The organism is Stenotrophomonas sp. STEN013, from assembly GCF_056760355.1.
Genome location: NZ_JBRREO010000001.1, coordinates 73,181 through 94,586, shown reverse-complemented (window position 1 = coordinate 94,586; position 21,406 = coordinate 73,181). Strand labels below are relative to the sequence as shown.

19 protein-coding genes are annotated in these 21,406 nt (G+C 65.9%); 4 read left to right on the top strand and 15 right to left on the bottom strand.

Annotated features, from left to right (window positions below; all coding sequences use genetic code 11):
• Window positions 1–25 precede the first annotated feature (25 nt).
• Window positions 26–460: a hypothetical protein gene (locus ACVOMH_RS00425; RefSeq protein WP_145974275.1), complete on the top strand. Its 435-nt coding sequence runs from the start codon at window positions 26–28 to the stop codon at window positions 458–460.
• Window positions 461–475: 15 nt separating this feature from the next.
• Here ACVOMH_RS00425 and ACVOMH_RS00420 read toward each other — a convergent pair whose 3' ends face one another.
• From ACVOMH_RS00420 to rpsB, 15 genes are all read right to left on the bottom strand, one after another.
• Window positions 476–1,099: a ribonuclease HII gene (locus tag ACVOMH_RS00420; RefSeq protein ID WP_481551135.1), complete on the bottom strand. Its 624-nt coding sequence runs from the start codon at window positions 1,097–1,099 to the stop codon at window positions 476–478.
• A 32-nt stretch (window positions 1,100–1,131) separates the two neighbouring features.
• A complete protein-coding gene (lpxB, locus tag ACVOMH_RS00415; RefSeq protein WP_481550685.1) occupies window positions 1,132–2,337 on the bottom strand; it encodes a lipid-A-disaccharide synthase in 1,206 nt (401 codons plus the stop codon).
• Window positions 2,334–3,125 (bottom strand): acyl-ACP--UDP-N-acetylglucosamine O-acyltransferase, encoded by a 792-nt coding sequence (gene lpxA, locus ACVOMH_RS00410; RefSeq protein ID WP_481524410.1) that lies wholly within the window; start codon window positions 3,123–3,125, stop codon window positions 2,334–2,336. Before lpxA ends, lpxB begins: the two co-directional genes overlap by 4 nt.
• A gap of 16 nt (window positions 3,126–3,141) precedes the next feature.
• Window positions 3,142–3,600 carry a 3-hydroxyacyl-ACP dehydratase FabZ gene (gene fabZ, locus ACVOMH_RS00405; RefSeq protein ID WP_054658737.1) on the bottom strand — a complete coding sequence of 153 codons (459 nt, stop codon included), beginning with the start codon at window positions 3,598–3,600 and terminating at the stop codon, window positions 3,142–3,144.
• Window positions 3,597–4,613 (bottom strand): UDP-3-O-(3-hydroxymyristoyl)glucosamine N-acyltransferase, encoded by a 1,017-nt coding sequence (gene lpxD / locus ACVOMH_RS00400; RefSeq protein WP_481550684.1) that lies wholly within the window; start codon window positions 4,611–4,613, stop codon window positions 3,597–3,599. The genes fabZ and lpxD overlap by 4 nt, the downstream gene beginning before the upstream one ends.
• Before the next feature lie 104 nt (window positions 4,614–4,717).
• A complete protein-coding gene (gene bamA, locus ACVOMH_RS00395) occupies window positions 4,718–7,183 on the bottom strand; it encodes an outer membrane protein assembly factor BamA (RefSeq protein WP_481524408.1) in 2,466 nt (821 codons plus the stop codon).
• Window positions 7,184–7,254: 71 nt separating this feature from the next.
• A complete protein-coding gene (gene rseP / locus ACVOMH_RS00390) occupies window positions 7,255–8,613 on the bottom strand; it encodes an RIP metalloprotease RseP (protein WP_481550683.1) in 1,359 nt (452 codons plus the stop codon).
• A gap of 26 nt (window positions 8,614–8,639) precedes the next feature.
• The gene (locus tag ACVOMH_RS00385) at window positions 8,640–9,836 is read right to left on the bottom strand and encodes a 1-deoxy-D-xylulose-5-phosphate reductoisomerase (protein WP_057505796.1); all 1,197 of its coding nucleotides are present in this window, start codon (window positions 9,834–9,836) and stop codon (window positions 8,640–8,642) included.
• 1 nt (window position 9,837) lies between these two features.
• A complete protein-coding gene (locus ACVOMH_RS00380; RefSeq protein ID WP_481524405.1) occupies window positions 9,838–10,659 on the bottom strand; it encodes a phosphatidate cytidylyltransferase in 822 nt (273 codons plus the stop codon).
• Complete coding sequence (gene uppS / locus ACVOMH_RS00375; RefSeq protein WP_481524404.1) at window positions 10,656–11,429, bottom strand: polyprenyl diphosphate synthase; 774 nt, start codon at window positions 11,427–11,429, stop codon at window positions 10,656–10,658. Before uppS ends, ACVOMH_RS00380 begins: the two co-directional genes overlap by 4 nt.
• A 3-nt stretch (window positions 11,430–11,432) precedes the next feature.
• The gene (frr, locus tag ACVOMH_RS00370) at window positions 11,433–11,990 is read right to left on the bottom strand and encodes a ribosome recycling factor (RefSeq protein ID WP_054657163.1); all 558 of its coding nucleotides are present in this window, start codon (window positions 11,988–11,990) and stop codon (window positions 11,433–11,435) included.
• A gap of 82 nt (window positions 11,991–12,072) precedes the next feature.
• Window positions 12,073–12,801 (bottom strand): UMP kinase, encoded by a 729-nt coding sequence (pyrH, locus tag ACVOMH_RS00365; protein ID WP_057505795.1) that lies wholly within the window; start codon window positions 12,799–12,801, stop codon window positions 12,073–12,075.
• A 109-nt stretch (window positions 12,802–12,910) separates the two neighbouring features.
• Window positions 12,911–14,416 carry an HDOD domain-containing protein gene (locus ACVOMH_RS00360; protein WP_481550682.1) on the bottom strand — a complete coding sequence of 502 codons (1,506 nt, stop codon included), beginning with the start codon at window positions 14,414–14,416 and terminating at the stop codon, window positions 12,911–12,913.
• A 175-nt stretch (window positions 14,417–14,591) separates the two neighbouring features.
• Window positions 14,592–15,470: a translation elongation factor Ts gene (gene tsf / locus ACVOMH_RS00355; RefSeq protein WP_054657167.1), complete on the bottom strand. Its 879-nt coding sequence runs from the start codon at window positions 15,468–15,470 to the stop codon at window positions 14,592–14,594.
• 133 nt (window positions 15,471–15,603) lie between these two features.
• On the bottom strand, window positions 15,604–16,407 hold the full coding sequence (gene rpsB, locus ACVOMH_RS00350) for a 30S ribosomal protein S2 (protein ID WP_054657169.1): 804 nt from the start codon (window positions 16,405–16,407) through the stop codon (window positions 15,604–15,606).
• A gap of 480 nt (window positions 16,408–16,887) precedes the next feature.
• Here rpsB and map point away from each other — a divergent pair, with 480 nt between their 5' ends.
• From map to dapD, 3 genes are read left to right on the top strand one after another with little or no spacing between them, the layout of a single operon-like run.
• On the top strand, window positions 16,888–17,679 hold the full coding sequence (map, locus tag ACVOMH_RS00345) for a type I methionyl aminopeptidase (RefSeq protein WP_481524402.1): 792 nt from the start codon (window positions 16,888–16,890) through the stop codon (window positions 17,677–17,679).
• Window positions 17,676–20,315 (top strand): [protein-PII] uridylyltransferase, encoded by a 2,640-nt coding sequence (locus tag ACVOMH_RS00340; RefSeq protein ID WP_481550681.1) that lies wholly within the window; start codon window positions 17,676–17,678, stop codon window positions 20,313–20,315. Before map ends, ACVOMH_RS00340 begins: the two co-directional genes overlap by 4 nt.
• Window positions 20,315–21,355 (top strand): 2,3,4,5-tetrahydropyridine-2,6-dicarboxylate N-succinyltransferase, encoded by a 1,041-nt coding sequence (dapD, locus tag ACVOMH_RS00335; protein ID WP_481550680.1) that lies wholly within the window; start codon window positions 20,315–20,317, stop codon window positions 21,353–21,355. Before ACVOMH_RS00340 ends, dapD begins: the two co-directional genes overlap by 1 nt.
• Window positions 21,356–21,406: the final 51 nt, after the last annotated feature.

The window sequence follows — 21,406 nt, the reverse complement described above, 5'->3', positions numbered from 1 at the left end:
CGGACCCCATCCAGGAGTGGTCGTCATGCGTAGCAGAACGTGGGTGTACGGAGTGGTCATGGGCAGCGCCGCGGCCTGGGCCATGCAGCAGACATCGCCGGCGCAAACGCGCGAGCCGCCGCTGTGCACGGACCAGTTGCCGCCACGGGCGGTCAAGCTGGTCTATGTCGATGTGGCACCGGGCGTGGCCGGACCGGTCGTCACGCCGGAGCTGTGTGTGGTCCGCAGCGGCACCCAGGTGGTGTGGCGCAAATCGGCTGATGCGCAGGAGTCGTTCGAACTCACCTTCGCCGAAGCGCCAGGTGGTACCGCGGCGACGCAGTTCCTCTCCAGGCCCGTCGGCAACCGCCAGGAAGTGCTGATCACCGCCAAGCCGGTGACGAGCACCAGCGAGATCCCCTACGACGCGCGTATTGGCGTTTCCCGCATCGATCCGGGAATCAAGATCGTGCCGCGCTGAACGCTGCGGCCGGGTTCAGGCCGGCTGCAGGCAGGCGCGGACCGGGGCGAAACTGCGACGATGCTGCGGGCACGGGCCATGGGCCCGCAGTGCGGCCATGTGCGCGGGCGTGCCGTAGCCCTTGTGCTGCTCGAAGCCGTATTCGGGGAACTGCAGGTGCAGATCCCGCATGTAGCGGTCGCGGCTGACCTTGGCCAGGATCGAGGCGGCCATGATGCTGCGGTCGATGGCGTCGCCGCCGACCAGCGCCTCGGCCGGGCAGGGCAGGCCCTGGGGAATCTTGTTGCCGTCGATGCGCGCGAACTGGGCGACATGTGCCACGCCTTCCACCGCTTGGCGCATGCCCTGCATGGTGGCCTGGAAGATGTTCAGGCTGTCGATCTCGGCCACGTCGACCATGATGATGGCGTGGGCCAGGGCGCGTTCGATGATGCGATCAAACAGCTGCTCGCGGCGCAGCGCGGTCAGCGCCTTGGAATCATCCAGGCCGTTGATGCGTGGCAGATCCGGATCGAACACCACCGCTGCCACGGCCACCGGTCCGGCCAGCGGACCGCGCCCGGCTTCATCCACCCCGGCGATCAGGCGCGGGGCCGGATGTGCGCCCACTGCGGCATCGTCGAACAGCGACAGCGACATCTCTGCGGCGCGGATGCGGGTGCGGCGGGCGGTCATGGCCGGGCGGCCGCCGGCATGCGCAACAGTCCGGCGACCGCCTCGGCCGCGCGGGCCGAGGCGTCCTGGCGCAGTTCCTGGTGCAGGCGCAGGTAGTCGTCCTGCAGACCGCTCACGCCCTGCGGATGCTCGAACCACTGCGTCACCGCGGCAGCGAGCTTGTCCGGGGTGCAGTCGTGCTGCATCAGTTCCGGCGCCAGATCCTTGCCGGCCAGCACATTCGGCAGCGCATAACGGTTGACCTTGAGCAGCCCCAGTGCACTGACGATGCGGTAGGTGAGCTCCGCCACGCGGTAGCCGACCACCATTGGCCGCTTGACCAGCATGGTTTCCAGCGTTGCGGTGCCCGACGCCAGCATCACCACATCGGCGGCGGTCATCGCCTCGCGGGCGCGACCATCGAGCAGATGCACACGCGCACTGGGAAGGGCGGCGGCGCGGATCTGCTCGACCAGAAGCGCCTTGCAGTGGGCGTTGGCGGCCGGCACCACGATGTGCAGGTCGCGCATCTTCTCGCACAGCTGCCAGGCGGCCTCGAAGAACGGCGGACCGAGGCGACTGACTTCACCCAGCCGGCTGCCCGGCAGCACCGCCAGCACCGGCACCTGCGCGGGAATGGCCAGCGCCGCGCGGGCTTGCTCGCGGTCGCTTTCCAACGGTATCTCGTCGGCCATCGGGTGGCCGACGAAGCGCGCATCGATGCCATGGCGCGCGTAGATCGGTGGTTCCATCGGAAACAGGCACAACACCAGGTCGGCGCTGGCGCCGATCTTCTCGGCGCGTTTCTCACGCCAGGCCCAGACCGAGGGGCTGACGTAATGCACGGTAGGAATACCGCGCTGCTTGAGCCACTTTTCCACGCCCAGATTGAAATCCGGCGCATCAATGCCGATGAAGACATCCGGTTGCCAGTCGAGCACGCGCTGGCGGAACTGCCTGCGCAGCTTCAGCAGCCGCGGCAGATGTCGCAGGATCTCGGCCAGCCCCATCAGCGCCAGCTCACTGGCGTCAAACCAGGTCTGACAGCCGGCTTTGCGCATCGCATCGCCGCCGATGCCGGCAAATTCGGCATCGGGATAGCGCTGGCGCAGTTGATCGATCAAACCGGCACCGAGTCCGTCGCCGGACGCCTCACCGGCGACGAGCGCGATGCGAAGCGCGCGTCCGGCGGTGTCCGGCAAGCGGTCCAGGCGCCCGGTCATCGCAGCAGCGGACGGTCGGTGTGTTCGATGAAGTCCAGCAGGTCCTTCACGTCGGCATTGTCACGGGCCTGCTCGGCCAGCTGCTGCTTGGCTTCGGCCAGCGGCAACCCTGCCACGTACAGGGTGCGGTAGGCACGCTTGATCGCGGCGATACGCTCGGCATCGAAGCCGCGGCGCTTGAGGCCTTCGCTGTTGATGCCGCGGGGACGGCCGTGGGTGTCGGTGCCGACCATGGTGAAGGGCGGTACGTCGCCACCCACCAGGGCGCCCATGCCGAGAAACGCGTGATCGCCGATGCGGCAGAACTGGTGCGCGCCGGCGAAGCCGCTGATGATCACCCAGTTGCCGACGGTGACATGCCCGGCCAGCGTGGTGTTGTTGGAGAACACGCAGTGGTTGCCGACATGGCAGTCGTGGGCGACGTGCACATAGGCCAGCAGCCAGTTGTCGTTGCCGACCGTGGTGATGCCACCGCCGCCGCCGGTTCCGCGGTTGATGGTGACGAACTCGCGGATCACGTTGCGGTCGCCGATCACCAGTTCGGTGCGTTCGCCGCCGAACTTCTTGTCCTGCGGCTCGCCGCCGATGGCGGCATGGCCGATGAAGTGGTTGTCGCGGCCGATCCGGGTCGGACCGTGGATGCTGCAATGCGGGCCCACCACCGTGCCGGCGCCGATTTCAACCTCGGCCCCGATCAGGGTGAAAGCGCCCACGCGGACATCGGCGGCAAGCACCGCCGCCGGGTCGATAACTGCGGTCGGGTGGATCAGCGGGGCGCTGTTGTTCATACGTCGGCTCCGGGGATCAGTCGCGGGTGCCGGCGCACAGCACTTCGGCATGGGCGACGACTTCGCCGTCCACCTTGGCTTCGCCGTAGTACACGGCCATGTTGCGGATCACCCGCTTGACCTGCACGTGCAGCTCCAGCACATCGCCCGGCACCACCTGCTTCATGAAGCGCACATTGTCCACCTTGACCAGGTAGAACAGCTTGGACTGCGCATCACGGCCGAGGCTGAGCTGGGTCAGCACGCCGCCGGCCTGGGCCAGCGCCTCGATGATCAGCACGCCCGGCATGATCGGCTGGGTCGGGAAATGCCCCTGGAAGAACGGCTCGTTGATGGTGACGTTCTTGTGCGCGACGATGCGCTTGCCTTCGATATCGAGCTCGACGACTTTGTCGACCAGCAGGAATGGATAGCGGTGCGGGATCAACGTCTGGATCGTGGTGACGTCGATGGGCAGCTGCGGACTTGCGTTCATTCCTTCTCCTTGCTCACAGCCAGGATGCGCCTTGCCAGCGCATCGAGCTGCTTGAAGCGCGCGGCGTTTTTGCGCCACGTGCGGTTGTCGGTCAATGGGGTGCCGGATGAGTATTCACCCGGTTCGGTAATGGAGTTGCGCACCACCGATCGGCCGGTGATGGTGACGTGGTCGCAGATTTCCAGATGTCCGACCACGCCGACCGAGCCGCCCAGCAGGCAGTAGCGGCCGATCTTGGCGCTACCGGCGATGCCGGTGGAGCCGGCGATGGCGCTGTGCGCACCGATCTGCACGTTGTGGGCGATCTGCACCAGGTTGTCCACGCGCACGTCCTCGTCGAGCACGGTGTCTTCCAGCGCGCCACGGTCGATGCAGGTGTTGGCGCCGATCTCGCAGTCGTCGCCGATGCGCACGCCGCCCAGCTGCGGCACCTTGATCCAGTGGCCGCCGTCCATCGCCAGGCCGAAGCCTTCGGCACCGAGTACGGCACCCGGGTGGATACGCACGCGCTTGCCCAGCTTGACCCGGGCTACCAGGCTGACGCGGGCCAGCAGCTCGCAACCGGCCTCGAGCTGGCAGTCGTCACCGACCACGCTGCCGGGGCCGATGATGCAGCTTTCACCGATCACGCTGCGCGCGCCAATGTATACGTGCGGACCGATATGGGCGCTGGCCGCCACCTGGGCGCTGGGATCGATGACCGCACTGGGGTGGATGCCGGGCTCGCGCAGCGGCATGGTCTCGAACAACGCGCCGATCTTGGCGAAAGCGGTGTACGGGTCTTTGGCGATCAGGGTGGTGCCGGGCGCGGCTGCGGCATCGTCGGCACGGAGCACGACGATCGAAGCCTGGCTGTCGGCCAGCTGCGGCCGGTAGCGCGGATTGGCCAGAAAGGTGAGCTGGCCGGCGCCGGCATGGGCGAGGGTGGCGACGCCGTGGATGCTGGCGGTCGCATCGCCCTGCACCTGCAGACCAAAGCGTTCGGCAAGTTCCTGTGCGGTATAGGTAGGCATATTCACTGCGGCAGTTTAGCGCCAGAGGGGCCAGCGGTCATGACAAGGCCCGGTTGCCCGGGCCTTGTCTGATGCAGGTGGTGCATGGAATGGTCAGGCGGAAATCAGAACTGGCCACCGAAGGTGAACTGCAAACGCTCGATTTCGTCGCCTTCTTCCTTCTTCAGCGGGAACGCGTAGCTGATCGAGATCGGGCCGACCGGAGCGCGCCACAGCAGGGCGACACCGGCCGAAGCACGCAGCTCGTTGGCCTTGAAGTTGCTGGTGCCGGCGTAGACGTTGCCCACGTCCAGGAACGCGGAAACGCGCGCCGACGGGCTGTCGAACAGCTTCGGGAAATAGGCTTCGATCGAGCCGACCGTCTTCACCGAGCCACCCAGCGGCTGGCCGTTGTAGTAGCCGCCAATGGGTTCCGAGCGCGGGCCCAGGGTGTTGTCCTCGAAGCCACGCACCGAGTTGGTGCCGCCCGCGTAGAAGTTCTCGAAGAACGGCAGGCCGGATGCCTTGATCTGGCGGTAGTTGGCGGTGGGGTTGGTGGCGCAGTCCACCACCTGCGAATAGCCCGGGGTACCCGGCACGGCCGGCGTGTCGCCATTGGCGGGGGTGCCGGGGACCGCCGGGATATCGTTCCAGCAGATGTCGCGGACCTTGTCGCTGCCGTAGGAATCGCCGTAGCCCAGCTCCAGACGCGTATTGATGACCAGCGACGGCATGATCGGCCAGTACTTGGAGAACTGGTAGCTGAGCTTGTAGTACTCCACGGTCGAGCCCGGCAGCGTGGCCTCCAGGCCCAGACGCTGGTAGGTGCCGCGGGTCGGCATGAAATAGTCGTTGCGGGTATCACGGGCCCAGCCCAGCTCGCTGCGCCAGGAGTGGAAGGTGCGCGTGCCGACCGCATCGATGTAGTCGATGATCACCTGCGGGGTGTAGCCCTGGTAGGTGGTGATCTGGTTGCTGTCGATGCCGAACATCAGCGAGAACGCGTCGTTCTCGGTGATCGGCACGCCGAACACCACCTGCGCGGCACCGTTGGTGCTGTTGTACTGGGCGGTGTTGAAGTCCGAATAGTCCAGCTCGCGCCAGGACAGGTTGTAGCCCAGCGAGACGCCGTCATCGGTGAAGTACGGGTTGGTGTAGGAGAAGCCGTAGCGCTGCAGGTAGCTGCTGCGCGAGGCGTCGACCGACACACGGTTGCCGCCGCCCAGGAAGTTGTTCTGCGACAGCTGGATCGAGGTGGTCATGCCATAGGACTGCGAATAGCCCAGGCCGAATACGAAGCTGCCGGAAGTGGTTTCCTTGACGTTGTAGACCACGTCCACCTGGTCGTTGCTGCCGGTGACCGGGCTGGATTCGACATCGACCGACTCGAAGTAGCCCAGACGCTGCAGACGGATCTTGGAGCGGTCGATTGCCGCCTGCGAGTACCAGCTGTTCTCGAACTGGCGCATTTCGCGGCGCAACACTTCATCGGCGGTACGCGAATTGCCCTTGAACACGATACGGCGCACGGCCACGCGCGGGCCCGGCACCACCTGCATGTTCACCGCGACGGTGCGGTCGGCACGATTGCTGGTCGGGATCGGGTTCACCTTGGCGAAGGCGTAACCGATGTTGGACAGGCTGTTGGTGATTGCATCAGCGCTGATTTCCAGCAGGGCGCGCGAGAACGTGTCGCCGCTCTTCTGGATCACCATGCGTTCCACATCTTCCTGCGGAAGAATGGTGTCGCCGGTGACCTTGATTTCGGAAATCTTGTACTGCTCACCCTCGGTCACGCCGGCGGTGATGAACATGTCGCGCTTGTCGGGGCTGATCGAGACCTGGGTGGAATCGATGCTGAAATCGACATAGCCGCGGTCCAGATACCAGGAGTTGAGCTTCTCCAAGTCGCCGGACAGTTTTTCCTTGGAGTACTGGTCATCGCGGCGGTACCACGAGGCCCAGTTGTGCTCCTTCGATTCCCAGGTGTCGAGGATGTCCTCGGCGGGGAACTTCTCGGTGCCCACCAGGTTCACGTGCTGGATCTTGGCCGCCTTGCCTTCCTTGACGGCGATGGCGACATCGACGCGGTTGCGGTCCAGCGGGCTCACCGTCGGGGTGATCTCGACGTTGTATTTGCCACGGTCGTTGTACTGGCGGCGCAATTCCTGCGTCACCCGGTCCAGGCTCAAACGGTCAAAGGTGCCGCCTTCGCTCAGGCCGATGTCGCTCAGACCCTTGAGCAGCTGCTCGCTCTTGATGTCCTTGTTGCCGGTGACGGTCAACTTGTTGATCGCCGGGCGCTCCTTGACCGTGACCACCAGGATGTCGCCCTGGCGGTCCAGCTGCACATCCTCGAAGAAGCCGGTCTTGTACAGCGCGCGGATGGTGTCGCCGACCTTGGCGTCATCGACCGTGTCGCCACGCTCGATGGGCAGATAGGTGAATACCGTACCGGAGGAGATGCGCTGCAGGCCGTCCACGCGGATATCGCTGGCGGTGAAGGGCTCGGCCGCCAGCGCAAGCGCAGGCAGGGCCAGACCGGCAGCAAGGGCGAGGGCAAGCAGGCGGCGATTGGGAAGTCGCGTCATGTCACGTCCGGTTGGAGTCGATTTCAATGTTGCGTGGGTGCCGGCGTAAGACGACGACAGCAGGAAAAAGTTCATCGCGGGACCAGGCTGAGGATGTCGTTGTAGAACGCCAGACCCATCAGCCCGGCCAGCAGCGCCAGACCGATGTACTGGCCGGCGGCGATGGCGCGCTCGCTCAGCGGGCTGCCCTTGACCAACTCGATAAGGTAATACAGCAGGTGGCCGCCGTCCAAGATCGGGATCGGCAGCAGGTTGATGATGCACAGGCTCAGCGACAGCAGGGCCAGGAAATACAGGAACCAGTCCACGCCGCGCTCGGCCGAGGCATTGGCCACGCGGGCGATGGTGATCGGCCCGGAAATGTTCTTGACCGAGGCGTGGCCGGTCAGCATCCGCCGCATCATTCCCAGCGAATCGCTGGCGAGCTTGCCGGTTTCGCGCAGGGCCGCCGGGATTGCCGCCAACACGCCGTACTGCTGGCGGGCGTCGTAGGTGGGGGGCTGGCCGGTGACGAAGCCCACGCCGATCAGCCAGCGCGGCTTGCCGTCCTGGCCCTGGCCCGCGATCGGCGTCAGCTCCAGGGCTAGGCGCTCGCCGGCGCGCTCGATGTCGAGCATGCCGGCGCCGCCGCGCTCGCCCAGTTGTTGCACCAGAGGGGCAACCTGGTCGGCGCTCTCCACCCGCTGGCCGTCGATGGCCAGGATCAGGTCGCCGGGTTGCAGCACGCCACTGGCGGCCGAATCGGCGACGATCGACTCCACCAGGGCCGGTTGCAGCCAGAATTGCCAGATGAAGCCTGCCTGCACCGGGACGTTGCGCTCATCGAAATCCGCCGGCAGCTGCGACAGCGGCAGTACCCGGGTGCGCTCGTTGTCCAGGGCATCGCGGACCTTGGTGCGGACATCCTGGCGGTCCATCGCGGCGGTGGTGAAGGCCATGCTGGCTTCGGCCCAGGTGTCCACCGCGCGGCCATCCACTTCAACGATACGGTCGCCGGCGGCAAAGCCGGCCTGCTGGGCCATGCCGGTGCTGCGGCCGATGGTGGCCGAGTAGTCCTGCTTGCCGATCACGAACATCGCCCACAGCAGGGCGATGCACAGCAGCAGGTTGGCGGCCGGACCGGCAGCGACGATGGCGATGCGCTGCCACACACTCTTGTTGTTGAAGGCGACCGCGCGCTCGCCGGCAGGCACTTCGGCTTCGCGCTCGTCCAGCATCTTCACGTAGCCGCCCAGCGGGATGGCGGCGATGGCGAACTCGGTACCGTTGCGGTTGCGGCGGCTCCACAGCGGTTTGCCGAAGCCCACCGAGAAGCGCAGCACCTTCACCCCACAGCGGCGGGCTACCCAGTAATGACCGAACTCGTGGAACGTGACCAGCAGGCCCAGGCTGACGATCATCCACCACACGGAGCCGAGAAAATCACCCATGGGCAGAACTCGATTGGAAGGTGGGTTCAGACATGCGGCAGGCGGGCGATGGCGGCTTCGGTGATCTGGCGGGATTGCGCGTCCGCTGCCAGCAGGGCGTCCAGTGTATCGGCCGCCACGTACGGCAGGGTGGAGAGGGCGTGCTCCACCAGCGCGGGAATCGACAGGAAGCCTATACGGCCCTGAAGAAAGGCTGAAACCGCCACCTCGTTGGCCGCGTTCAGGATGGCCGGGGCGCTGCCGCCGGCGTCCATGGCCTGCCAGGCTAGGCGCAGGCAGGGGAAGGCGTCCAGGTCCGGCGCCTCGAAATCGAGCCGGCCCTGGCTGAGCAGGTCCAGCCCGGCGACGCCCGATTCGATGCGCTGCGGCCAACCCAGACCGACCGCCAGGGTGGTGCGCATATCCGGCAGCCCGAGCTGAGCAAGGGTGGAGCCGTCGATGAATTCCACCAGTGAATGCACCAGGCTTTGCGGGTGCACCAGCACATCGATGCGCGCGCCCGGGATGTTGAACAGGTGGTGCGCCTCGATGACTTCCAGGCCTTTGTTCATCAACGTCGCCGAATCGACCGAGATCTTCGGCCCCATCGACCACTTGGGATGGGCCACAGCCTGGGCCGGGGTCACGCCTTCCAGTTCGGCACGGCTGCGGCCACGGAACGGGCCACCGGAGGCGGTGAGGATGATCCGGCGCACACCGGCTTCCAGGCGTGCATCGCATGAGCGCAGGCACTGGAAGATCGCGTTGTGTTCGCTGTCGATCGGGATGATCTCGGCCCCGGCAGCGGCGGCTTCGCGGGTCAGCAGCTCGCCGGCCAGCACCAGCGACTCCTTGTTGGCCAGCAGCAGGCGCTTGCCGGCCCGGGCGGCGGCCAGGGTCGAGGACAGGCCGGCGGCCCCGACAATCGCCGCGACCACGGTGTCGCAGGTGTTGCCGGCCGCCAGTGCATCAATGGCGTCGTCGCCGGCGTGGGCCTCGGTGGTGAGGCCGGCGGCAGCCAGTCCGTCGCGCAGCCGCGCGTACAACGCCGGATCGGCGATGGCGGCGTGATCGGGGCGGTGCGTGCGGCACAGCGCGATCAGGGCGTCGACATTGCTGCCGGCGGCCAGCACGCTGGCGCGCAGCTGCCTTGGATGCCGGGCGATGACGTCCAGCGCGGAGCTGCCGATCGAGCCGGTGGCGCCGAGGATCGCGATCTGGCGCGGAAAAGAGGTCAAGGACATATCAGAAACCGAAGATTTCCTTGCCCAGCGCGAACACCGGCAAGGCAGCGAGGACGCCATCGATGCGGTCCAGCACGCCGCCGTGGCCGGGGATCACGTTGCCCGAGTCCTTGGCGCCGGCATGACGCTTTAGCAGGCTTTCGAACAGATCACCCAGCACCGATGCCAGTACGGCGATGGCGGCGACGAGCATCAGTCCGCCCAGCTGCGAAGCCTGCACGCCGGCGATCCAGCCGAATACGCCGGCCACCAGCAGGCCTGCCAGCAGGCCGCCGAGCAGACCCTCGATGGTCTTGTTCGGGCTGATGCGTGGGGCGAGCTTGTGCTTGCCGAACGTGCGGCCGGCGAAATAGGCGCCGGAATCGGCGGCCCAGACGGTTGCCAGTGCGGTCAGCAGCCAGCGGTTGCCATTGGGCTCGCTGGCATGGATCAGCACCAGTGCAGTCCAGGCCGGAATGATGGCCAGCGTCGCGGCGGCCAGCTTGAGGGTGCGCGAGCCGCTTTCCTCATGCGCGCCGAAGTTGAAAAACCGCAGCCACAGCAGTGCCAGCAGCCAGAAGCCGACGCCGACCAGCGTGGCCAGCTGGAACAGGACCGTGCTGCCGGCCGAGGCCCACACCAGCAGCACCATCAGCAGCAGGTTCAGCACCAGCAGGACCGTGCGCGGCAGGCCGTCGACATGGGTGAGCTTGAGCCATTCCCACAGCCCGGTCAGAAACACCAGTGCCGCGGCAGCTGCCAGCCATTGGGTGGGAAGCAGCAGGATCGCGCAGATGGCCACCGGGGCCATGATCAGCGCGGCGATGACTCGGGTCTTGGTCATGGGATTGCGGTCTCCATTGCCGCGGCGGTGATCTGCGCGCTGGTCAGGCCAAAGCGCCGTTCACGGCGGCAATAGTCGTCCATCGCCTGCTGGAGTACGTCAGCATCGAAGTCCGGCCACAGCACGTCGGTAAACCACAGTTCGGTATAGGCCAGCTGCCAGAGCAGGAAATTGCTGATGCGGGTGTCGCCGCCCGTGCGGATGAACAGATCCGGCGGCGGCAGGTCGGCCAGTGCGACATGCCGCGAAAGCGCCTGCTCGTCGATCTGGTCCAGGGTGAGGGTGCCGGCGACAACCTGTTCGGCCAGTGCGCGTGCGGCGTGGGCGATATCCTGGCGTCCGCCATAGCTGGCGGCGATGGTCAGGGTCATCGCGGTGTTGTCGAGCGTGCGCTGTTCCGAACGCGCCATGCGTTCGAGGATGCCCTTGCCAAAGCGGGTCCGGTCCCCGATGAAGCGCACGCGGACACCGCGACGATGGAGTTCATCCACCTCGCGATCCAGTGCACCGAGGAACAGCTTCATCAGGGCATCGACCTCTTCCTTCGGCCGGCCCCAGTTCTCGCTGGAAAACGCGAACAGGGTCAGGGCACCGATGCCGTTCTCAAGGCAGAAGTCGATGGTGCGGTTGACCGCGCGGGCGCCGGCGCGGTGGCCGATCATGCGCGGTCGCCGGCGTTGCTGCGCCCAGCGCCCATTGCCATCCATGATGATGGCAATGTGCCCGGGCAGACGCGCTGCGGGTGTGCCGCTGGGCAGGACGGATGGCACGGGTCAGACCGCCATCAGTTCCTGTTCTTTGAGTTTGACCACCTCGTCGATGTCCTTGATCGCCTTGTCGGTCAGCTTCTGGATGTCTTCCTGTGCACGACGGTCGTCATCTTCGGTGATGGTCTTGTCCTTGAGCAGCTTGGCCACTTCCTGGTTGGCATCGCGGCGGATGTTGCGGATGGCGACCTTGGTCTCCTCGCCTTCCTTGCCCACCGATTTGGCCAGCTCCCGGCGGCGCTCTTCGGTGAGCGGCGGCAGGTTCAGGCGGATCACCGTGCCCATGGTGGTGGGCGTGATGCCGATGTCGGAGGCGTAGATGGCTTTCTCCACGTCCTTGATCATGTTCTTGTCGAACAAGGTGATCACCAGCGAACGGCCTTCGGACACACTGATGCTGGCCACCTGGTTCAGTGGCGTATCGGTGCCGTAGGCTTTGACCTTGATGCCTTCAAGCAGGGCCGGTGATGCGCGGCCGGTGCGGATGGTGGTGAGGGTGTGGCGCAGAGCATCGATGCTCTTGGCCATGCGCGCCTGCGCATCTTGCTTGATTTCGTTGATCATCGCCGAATCCTTGATGTTTCTTGAACCGGTCGATTATAGGCGAAACCCCGCACCCACCGGACCGGAACCGGTTGTGAGAAGGTCAGTGGGCGTCGCGGCCGTGGACCAGTGTGCCGATGTTCTCGCCGTGCAGGATCTTCAGCAGTTCGCCCGGCTGGCTCATGTCGAACACCCGCATCGGCAGGTCGCTGTCGCGGGCCAGTGCGAACGCCGCCGTGTCCATCACTTCCAGGCCCTGGCTGATCACGCGGTCGTAGGTCAGGCTGTCGTAGCGCACGGCATCGGCGTGCTTGTTCGGGTCCTTGTCGTAGACGCCATCGACCTTGGTGGCCTTGAGCAGCAGGTCGGCACCGATCTCGATCGCGCGCAGTGCAGCGCCGGAGTCGGTGGTGAAGAACGGGTTGCCGGTGCCGGCGGCGAAGATCACCAGGCGGCCCTTTTCCAGGTGGCGGATCGCGCGGCGGCGGATGTAGTCCTCGCACACGTCGTTGATCTTGATCGCACTCATCACGCGCGCCTTGCCGCCGGCCTTTTCCAGCGCGTCCTGCATGGCCAGGGCGTTGATCACGGTGGCCAGCATGCCCATGTGATCGCCGGTGACGCGGTCCATGCCGCCAGCGGCAAGACCGGCGCCGCGGAAGATGTTGCCGCCGCCGACCACCAGTGCGATCTCCGCCCCGGCCTGCTGGGCCTCGATCACCTCATGTGCCAGGCGATTGATGACCTTGGGGTCGATGCCGTAGTCCTCATCTCCCATCAGCGCCTCCCCGGAAAGTTTCAGAAGGATGCGGTGGTAGGCGAGCTTGGACATGGCGGTCTCACAGGGCTGGAAAACGCGTGAATTCTAACGGAAGCGGCGGTTCCAAGTCAGAGGTGTTGTTGCAATGCGGCGTAAATTCCGGACATGGCCCCCTGCCGGTTCAGCAGGCGGTGGGGGAGGGCGCCGGTGCCCGCGCGTTGACGCGGTTGCGGCCCTGGGTCTTGGAGCGGTACAGCACGTCGTCGGCGGCCTTGAGCAGCTCCTGCACATCGACGAACCGTTCGTAGTCGCCATGGGCGGCCACGCCGGCGGAGAAGGTGACATGCACGGGAGCGCCTTCGACCTCGATCATCGGGATGTGCGCGATGTTGAGCAGCACCCGGCGGATCACTTCCACGGCCAGCTGCTCGCTGGTACCGGGGAAGATGACCACAAACTCCTCGCCGCCGAAGCGGGCGATCGTGTCGCTGCTGCGCAGTTGTGCCTGCAGTTGTCCGGCAAACACCTGCAGGACCTGGTCGCCAATCAAATGGCCGTGCAGGTCATTGATTTTCTTGAAGTCATCCAGGTCGATGAAGGCGATGGAGAGGGGGCGGTCGAGCTGTGCGGCGCGGGCGAACTCCTGTTCCAGTACGGTTTCAAGCTGGCGCCGGTTCAGGACCCCGGTCAGCGCATCCAGGTGGACCTGTTCGCCCAGACGGCGTGCCTGCGCTTCGAAGTCGTCGGCGCGTCGGCGTGCGGAGGAGGCGTCCTGCAGCTCGCGCAGGTTGCGCAGTTCCTTCAGTTCGCTGGCATGTTCCAGCAGCTGGGTCACGCGGGCGGAAGTCGGGGGCGGGGTGTCGAACAGGGCGCTCAGGTCCGGCAGCATCTGGCTGACCTGCTGTAGTACCTGCTCGAAGCGCGGGCTGTCCATCTGCAGCTCGGCATGCACCCGCTGCAGGGCATAGGTGCGCGCGGCATCGGCGTCATCACTCAGCCAGATCTCGGCGACGCATCCGGAAAGGGCGACGCAGCGTTCGAAAAGGTCGGTTGCGATGGCGGGCGGCTCGCTGTGGGCGATGGCCTCGACCAGGTAGCGTGGCAGGTGCCATTGCTCGCACAGCTGCGCGCCGATATCGGCGTGACTGCAGTCCAGTACCGCGCGCTCGCGGGCAAGTAGTTCGTCGTTGCTGCTGGCCGTGCCGAGCAGGTTGGGGTAGCTGTCGGGACGGGCCTGCAGCAGGGCAAGGATGCCGACGTCCTGCAGCAGGCCGGCCAGCATCAGTTCTTCGATCCGGCGCACGCCACAGCCCAGTCCGAGGAAGCGGGCGGCCAGGGCGCTGAGGATGCTGCGCCGCCAGGTTGCCTCCAGCAGTTGCGGTTCGCGGCTTTCCTCGCGCAATGCGCGGGACAGTGAAAAGCCCAGTGCAAGCTGCAAGGTGGCATTGAGTCCGAGCATGGTCAGTGCTTGGCCCAGATTCTCGATCCGGCGCCGGCTGGCATACAGCGGCGAGTTGGCGATGCGCATCATGCGCGCGCTCAGGGCAACGTCCAGGGCGATGACGTCTGCCGCCGTGGCGATATCGGTTTCCGGATCCTGCGCCAGCTCGATGATGCGCAGGGCAATGGCCGGCGGCGAGGGCAGGTTTCGGCAAAGAGATAGCGTGGTGGTCAGCTCGGGTGACATGTCATGAGGGCGGTCAGCAGATGCCCAAGAATACATGCGCCTCGCCAAGAAAGCAGATACATCACATTTTTGCCCGGTATTGCATGGATTTGCGGGCGTGGCGGCCGTTCGGGCCGGACAAAAAAGAAGCCGCGGAGGACCGCGGCTTCTTCTGGACATCAGGTGCGGGCCGGAATCAGACCTGCATCGCCTTGGCGACTTCGGCGGCGTAGTCTTCCACCACCTTCTCGATGCCTTCGCCGACCACCAGGCGCTGGAAGCCGATCACTTCGGCGCCAGCGGCCTTGAGCACCTGCTCGACGGACTGGTTGGTGTCCAGCACGTACGGCTGGCCGTACAGGGTCACTTCGTTGACGATCTTGTTGATCTTGCCGGAGATGATCTTTTCCAGGATGTCGGCCGGCTTGGCCTTTTCCTTGTCGGACATCTTGGCCAGCTCGATTTCCTTTTCCTTGGCAACGAACTCGGCCGGCACATCGCTAGCCTTGTTGTGCGGCGGATTCATGGCGGCCACGTGCATGGCCAGGCCACGGGCCAGCTCGTCGTTGCCGCCGGCCAGTTCGATCAGCACGCCGATGCGGCCGCCGTGGATGTAGGCGGCAACGGTGTTGCTGGTGTCGATGCGGGCCAGGCGACGGATCTGCATGTTCTCGCCGAGCTTGGCGATGGCGGCAGCGCGGGCTTCCTCGACGGTTTCGCCGGTGGCCATTTTGGCCGACTTCAGGGCTTCGGCGTCAGCAGCACCCGAGGTCAGGGCAGCCTGGGCAACGGCGTCGATGAAGGCGATGAAGTTGGCGTCCTTGGCGACGAAGTCGGTCTCGGAGTTGACTTCCACCAGCACGGCCTTGTTGCCGTCCTGTGCCGCCGCGATGCGGCCTTCGGCGGTGACGCGGTCAGCCTTCTTGTCGGCCTTGGCCAGGCCCGACTTGCGCAGCCATTCGGCGGCGGCGTCAATGTTGCCGTCGTTCTCGGTCAGAGCCTTCTTGCACTCCATCATGCCGGCGCCAGTGCGCTCGCGCAGTTCCTTGACCAGGGAGGCGGTGATTTCAGCCATGGGATTACCTCACGAATAGAAAGGGGAAGGCCGGCAATGATTGCCGGCCGTTGTTACGCGACCCTGTCAGTGCCGGGCGCAGCGGGTGCGCCGGTACAGGGAGGTGGGCGCGGCGGGCGCGCCCACGTGGGGATCAGGCCGAAGCCTCGTCGCCCTTGGTGGTCTTCTTGGCCGGAGCGCGGCGGGCCGGCTTGGCTTCTTCGGCAGCGGCGGCTTCGGCGAACTCTTCCTCGCGCACCGAGGCGGAGTTCGGAGCGGCGGCCTTGCCTTCCAGCACGGCGTCAGCGGCGGCGCGGGCGTACAGCTGCACGGCGCGGATGGCGTCGTCGTTGCCCGGGATGGCGTAATCGACCAGTTCCGGGTTGTAGTTGGTGTCAACCACGGCGATCACCGGGATGCCGAGCTTCTTGGCTTCCTTGATGGCGATGTCTTCGTGGCCGATGTCGATGACGAAGATGGCGTCGGGCAGACGGTTCATGTCCTTGATGCCGCCCAGCGAGGCTTCCAGCTTGTCGCGCTCGCGACGCAGGCCCAGCACTTCGTGCTTGACCAGCTTGTCGAAGGTGCCGTCGGTTTCGCCGGCTTCCAGTTCCTTCAGGCGGGCAACCGACTTCTTCACCGTGGCGAAGTTGGTCAGGGTGCCACCCAGCCAGCGCTGGTTCATGAACGGCATGCCGCAACGCTCGGCTTCTTCCTTGATCGAGTCGCGGGCGCTGCGCTTGGTGCCCAGGAACAGGATGGTGCCGCGCTTCTGGGCAACGGACGAGATGAAGTTCATCGCATCGTTGAACAGCGGAACGGTCTTTTCCAGGTTGATGATGTGGATCTTGCCGCGGGCGCCGAAGATGTACGGAGCCATCTTGGGGTTCCAGTAGCGGGTCTGGTGGCCGAAGTGGACGCCGGCTTCCAGCATCTGACGCATGGTGACCTGGGGCATTGCAAAACTCCTGGTAGGGAACCTGCCGCCAAGGAAAAGTGAGAAGGCGGCGCGCACTGCGCGATAGGTTCCGGGGTTGGGCTTCCCTGGCGCCTCCGTGGCCGAACCCTGACAGATCAGGGCACCCCGGCACGGATGGGGGCGACAGGTGTGGATTCACCGAATGGCGCTCGGTGTGGGCGTACTTTGCAGGCACCGGGCCTGACGCAGCTGCGGGAGTATAAGGGGCATGGCGGGCTTCCCGCAAATGACCGGGTCCGTGCCCGTGCGGTGCGCCGGGGGTTTGGGGCATTGCTGCACCGGCTGCGGTGCGGGGATGCTTTCCCCGCGTTCAGGGCGCCGGTATCGCCGTCGCGCGCCGGATTGCTGGCACGGCGGGGGTCGCGGTCAGTGTGCGACGGGGCAGCGTACCGCTGGTCCAGGCGCCGTTGCAGAAGTCAGGAATTCAGCGTTTGGCGTCAAATGGGCGATAATCGGCGGATGGCAATCCAACTGAAAACCCCCGAAGAAATCGAGAAGATGCGCATCGCCGGCCGTTTGGCGGCCGAGGTGCTGGACATCATCGGCCCCCACGTTAAGCCCGGTGTCACCACAGAGGAGCTGGACCGCATCTGCCACGAGCACATCGTGAACGTGCAGGGTGCGATTCCGGCCAATGTGGGTTACCGCGGGTTTCCCAAGACCGTGTGCACCTCGGTCAACAACGTCATCTGCCATGGCATTCCGAGCGAGGCCAAGGTTCTGAAGGACGGGGACATCATCAATATCGACGTGACCGTCATCAAGGATGGCTGGCACGGCGATACCAGCCGCATGTACTACGTCGGCACGCCGTCGGTGATGGCCAGGCGCCTGGTGGAAACCACCCGCGAAGCGATGTGGCGCGGTATCCGTGCGGTCAAGCCGGGCGCGACGCTGGGCGACGTGGGCCACGCGATCCAGGAATACGCCGAATCCGAGCGTTTCTCGGTGGTGCGCGAGTACTGCGGCCATGGCATCGGGCAGGTCTACCACGACGAGCCTCAGGTGCTGCATTACGGCCGGCCGGGCCAGGGGGTCGTGCTCAAGCCGGGCATGACCTTCACCATCGAGCCGATGATCAATGAAGGCGCGCGCCACACCAAGGTGCTGCCGGATGGCTGGACGGTGGTCACCAAGGACCGCAAGTTGTCGGCGCAGTGGGAACACACCATCGCGGTGACCGAGGACGGTGTCGAGGTGCTGACCTTGTCGCCGGCCGAGTCCGAACAAGCGCCAACCACGCAGGCATGAGCCAGCTGCCGACGGGCCCGAGTCTGGACGCGTCGGCAGAGACTGCCGGTGATGTGCAGTGGGCTGCCGATGCCCGGCAGTCGCTTGTCCACACCGATGCGCGTCTGTGCAAACGCTTCGAGCAGGCCGACAACGTCGAACGCCTGCTCGCGTTGCGCGCCCGCGCGGTTGACCAGCTGATCCGCGAGGCCTGGCTGCGCTGTGTTCCCGCCGGTGCCGGGCTGGCGCTGTTCGCGGTCGGCGGCTATGGCCGCGGCGAGCTGTTCCCGCGCTCGGATATCGATCTGCTGGTGCTGGGGGAAACCGCCGCGCAGCACGCCCACGAGGCCGATCTTGCCCGGCTGTTCGCCTTGCTGTGGGATGCCGGGCTGCCGGTCAGCCATGCGGTGCGCTCGGCTGCGCAGTGCGTGCAGGCCGCCGCTGACCAGACCGTCCTGACTGCGCTGATCGAGGCGCGGCCGCTGTGTGCCGACAGCGCCGCGCAACAGGCGCTGGCGCGGGCGATTTCGCCCAGCCTGATCTGGCCGGCACGGGAGTTCTTTCTTGCCAAGCGCGAGGAGCTGCTGCTGCGGCATCGCCGCTTTGGCGACACCGCCGACAACCTGGAGCCCGATCTCAAGGACGGCCCGGGCGGCCTGCGCGATCTCAATACGCTGGGCTGGATGGCGCTGCGCACGTTCGGTGTCAGCAATATCGATGCGCTGGTCGGGCTGGGGCATCTCGGTCTGGACGAGGCGGCCGCGCTCAAACGCGAGCGGCTGGTGCTGGCGCGGCTCCGGTTCGGCCTGCATCTGGTGGCGCAGCGTCCGGAAGAGCGCCTGCGCTTTGATTATCAGAAGACCCTGGCCGAGCGGATGGGCTATGCCGACGACGCGGAAAGCCTGGGGGTCGAGAAGATGATGCAGGGCTTCTACCGCAGCGCGGCGGTGGTACGCCGCATCAGCGACCGCCTGCTGCAGCGCTTCGAGGAGCAGTTCGATGGCGAGGCTGCGCCCGAGCCGGTCGGCGACGGCTTCTCGTTGCGCCGCGGTTATCTGTCGGCGGACGATCCGTTGTGGCCGCATGGCGATATCCGCTCCCTCTTCGCGCTGTTCGCCTGCTGGGCGCGTATCCCGGAAGTGCGGGGTCTGCATTCGATGACGGCGCGTGGGCTGGCCGAGATGCTGGATGAGATTCCGCCCTATACCCGGGTGGAGGCGGATGTCAGGGAGCGGTTCATGGCCCTGCTGCGTGGGCCGCGCGCGGTCGACACGCTTGCCCGCATGGCCCGGCTGGGCGTGCTCGGACAGTGGATTCCCGCCTTTGCGCAGGTGTCCGGGCGTATGCAGTTTGACCTGTTCCACGTCTACACCGTCGATCAGCACACCTTGATGGTGCTGCGGAATATCGGTCTGTTCGCTTCGGCGCGGGCGGACGAGCGCTTTTCCATCGCCCATGAGGTGTGGCCGCGTCTGCGCAAGCCCGAGCTGCTGCTGCTGGCCGGCCTGTTCCATGACATCGCCAAGGGCCGTGGCGGTGACCATTCCGAACTGGGCGCGGCCGATGCCCGCCAGTTCTGCAGCGCGCACGGGCTGAGCAGCTCCGATACCGAACTGGTGGCCTGGCTGGTCGAACAGCACCTGCGCATGTCGGTGACAGCGCAGAAACAGGACATCACCGACCCGGACGTGATCCATCGATTTGCCACTCTGGTGGGTACGCGCGACCGCCTGGATTACCTGTACCTGCTGACCTGCGCCGACATCGCCGGCACCAGCCCCAAGCTCTGGAACGCGTGGAAGGACCGGTTGCTGGCGGACCTGTACTTCGCCGCGCGCCGCGCACTGCTCGAAGGCCTCGAGCATCCGTTGCCCGAGGCCGAGCGGGTGCAGGAAGCGCGTGACAGCGTGCGTCAGCAGATGCGGCTGCTGGGGCACCCGGATACGCTGATCGACCGCCAGTTCGCGGCGATGCCCGATGAGAGTTTCGTGCGCTTCCGGCCCGAACAGCTGGTGTGGCAGGCGGCGTCGCTGATTGAAATCCGCAAGGGCGGCACGCTGGTGAAGGTGCGCCGGATTATGCCGGAAAGCGACGCGCTGGAAGTATTCGTGCATTCGCCCGATCGCGATGGTCTGTTCGCGGCGATCGTGATGACCCTGGACCGTGCCGGCTACGGTATCCACCGGGCGCGTGTGCTGGACGGCCCGGACAGCACCATTTTCGATACCTTTGAAGTGATTCCGGTCGGCAGCTTCGCCGATGGCGATACCGCGCGTCTGGAGGCGGCACTGCGCAAGGCGCTGGCCGGCAATATCCAGATCCTGCGGCCTTCACGGCGGGTGATGCCGCGACAGCTCAGACATTTCCGCTTCGCGCCGCGGATCGAGTTCCTGGAGTCGCGCGACCACAACCGCACCGTGCTGAATCTGGTGGCGCCGGATCGTCCGGGTCTGCTGGCCGATGTGGCGCATGTGCTGCGCGACCAGTGCCTGCGTGTCCAGGACGCGCGTATCGCCACTTTCGGTGAGCGCGCCGAGGACCAGTTCCAGCTCACCGATCGGCATGATCAACCTCTTACCGAATCTTCCAGACAGTCATTGCATGATGCGTTGATGGCCTGTCTGGAGCCCGACAGAACGCCAGGAGACCCCCACTGATGGCTACCAGGAAACCCGCCGCCAAGAAGGCAGCATCCAAGCCCGCCGCCGCGGCCAGGACCGTGTCTGCCAAGCCGACAGTCAAGAAGACCGCGGCAAAGAAGGCGGTCAAGAAAGCCGCCGTGGCGGTGGAAAAAGTGATGCCGGCCAAACCCAAGGCGATCGAGTCGATGGGGCCGCGCAGCCTGCGCAAGCCGCCTGCACCGGGCGTGGCGGAAATGAAGTTCAGCATCGAGAGCGCTTTCGAGCGCCGCACCATGCTGACCGTCGATGAGATCGAAGGATCGACCCGTCCACTGGTCAACCGGGTGATCGACGGTCTGGAGTCGGGCGAGTTCCGCGTCGCCGAGCCCGATGGTCACGGTGGCTGGAAGGTCAACGAGTGGCTGAAGAAAGCGGTGCTGCTGTATTTCCGCGTCAATGAGATGGAAGTGATCGACGGCAGCCCGGCGCCGTTCTGGGACAAGGTGGAGTCGCGTTTCGAGGGCTATGGCGAGGCGGAGTTCCGCCAGGCCGGCGTACGTGTGGTGCCCGGCGCGATCGCCCGTCGCGGCACGCACTTCGGCAAGGACGTGGTGCTGATGCCGAGCTTCACCAATATCGGCGCGCACGTGGGCGAGGGCACCATGGTCGATACCTGGGCCACGGTGGGGTCGTGCGCGCAGATCGGCAAGCACTGCCACCTGTCCGGCGGTGCCGGCATCGGCGGCGTGCTGGAGCCGCTGCAGGCCAGCCCGACCATCATCGAGGACCACTGCTTCATCGGTGCCCGTTCGGAAGTGGTCGAAGGCGTGGTGGTTGGCCATCACAGCGTGATCGGCATGGGGGTGTTCCTGAGCCAGAGCACCCGCATCTACAACCGTGCCACCGGTGAGATCAGCTACGGTTACGTCCCGCCCTACAGTGTGGTCGTGTCCGGCTCGTTGCCGAGCAAGGATGGCACCCATTCGCTGTATTGCGCGGTGATCGTCAAACAGGTCGATGCCAGGACACGCAGCAAGACCAGCGTCAACGACCTGCTGCGCGGTCTGGCGGACTGAGACACTGCCGCGGTAGTGCCCGTACGTGGCGACGGGCGCTGTGTGCACCTG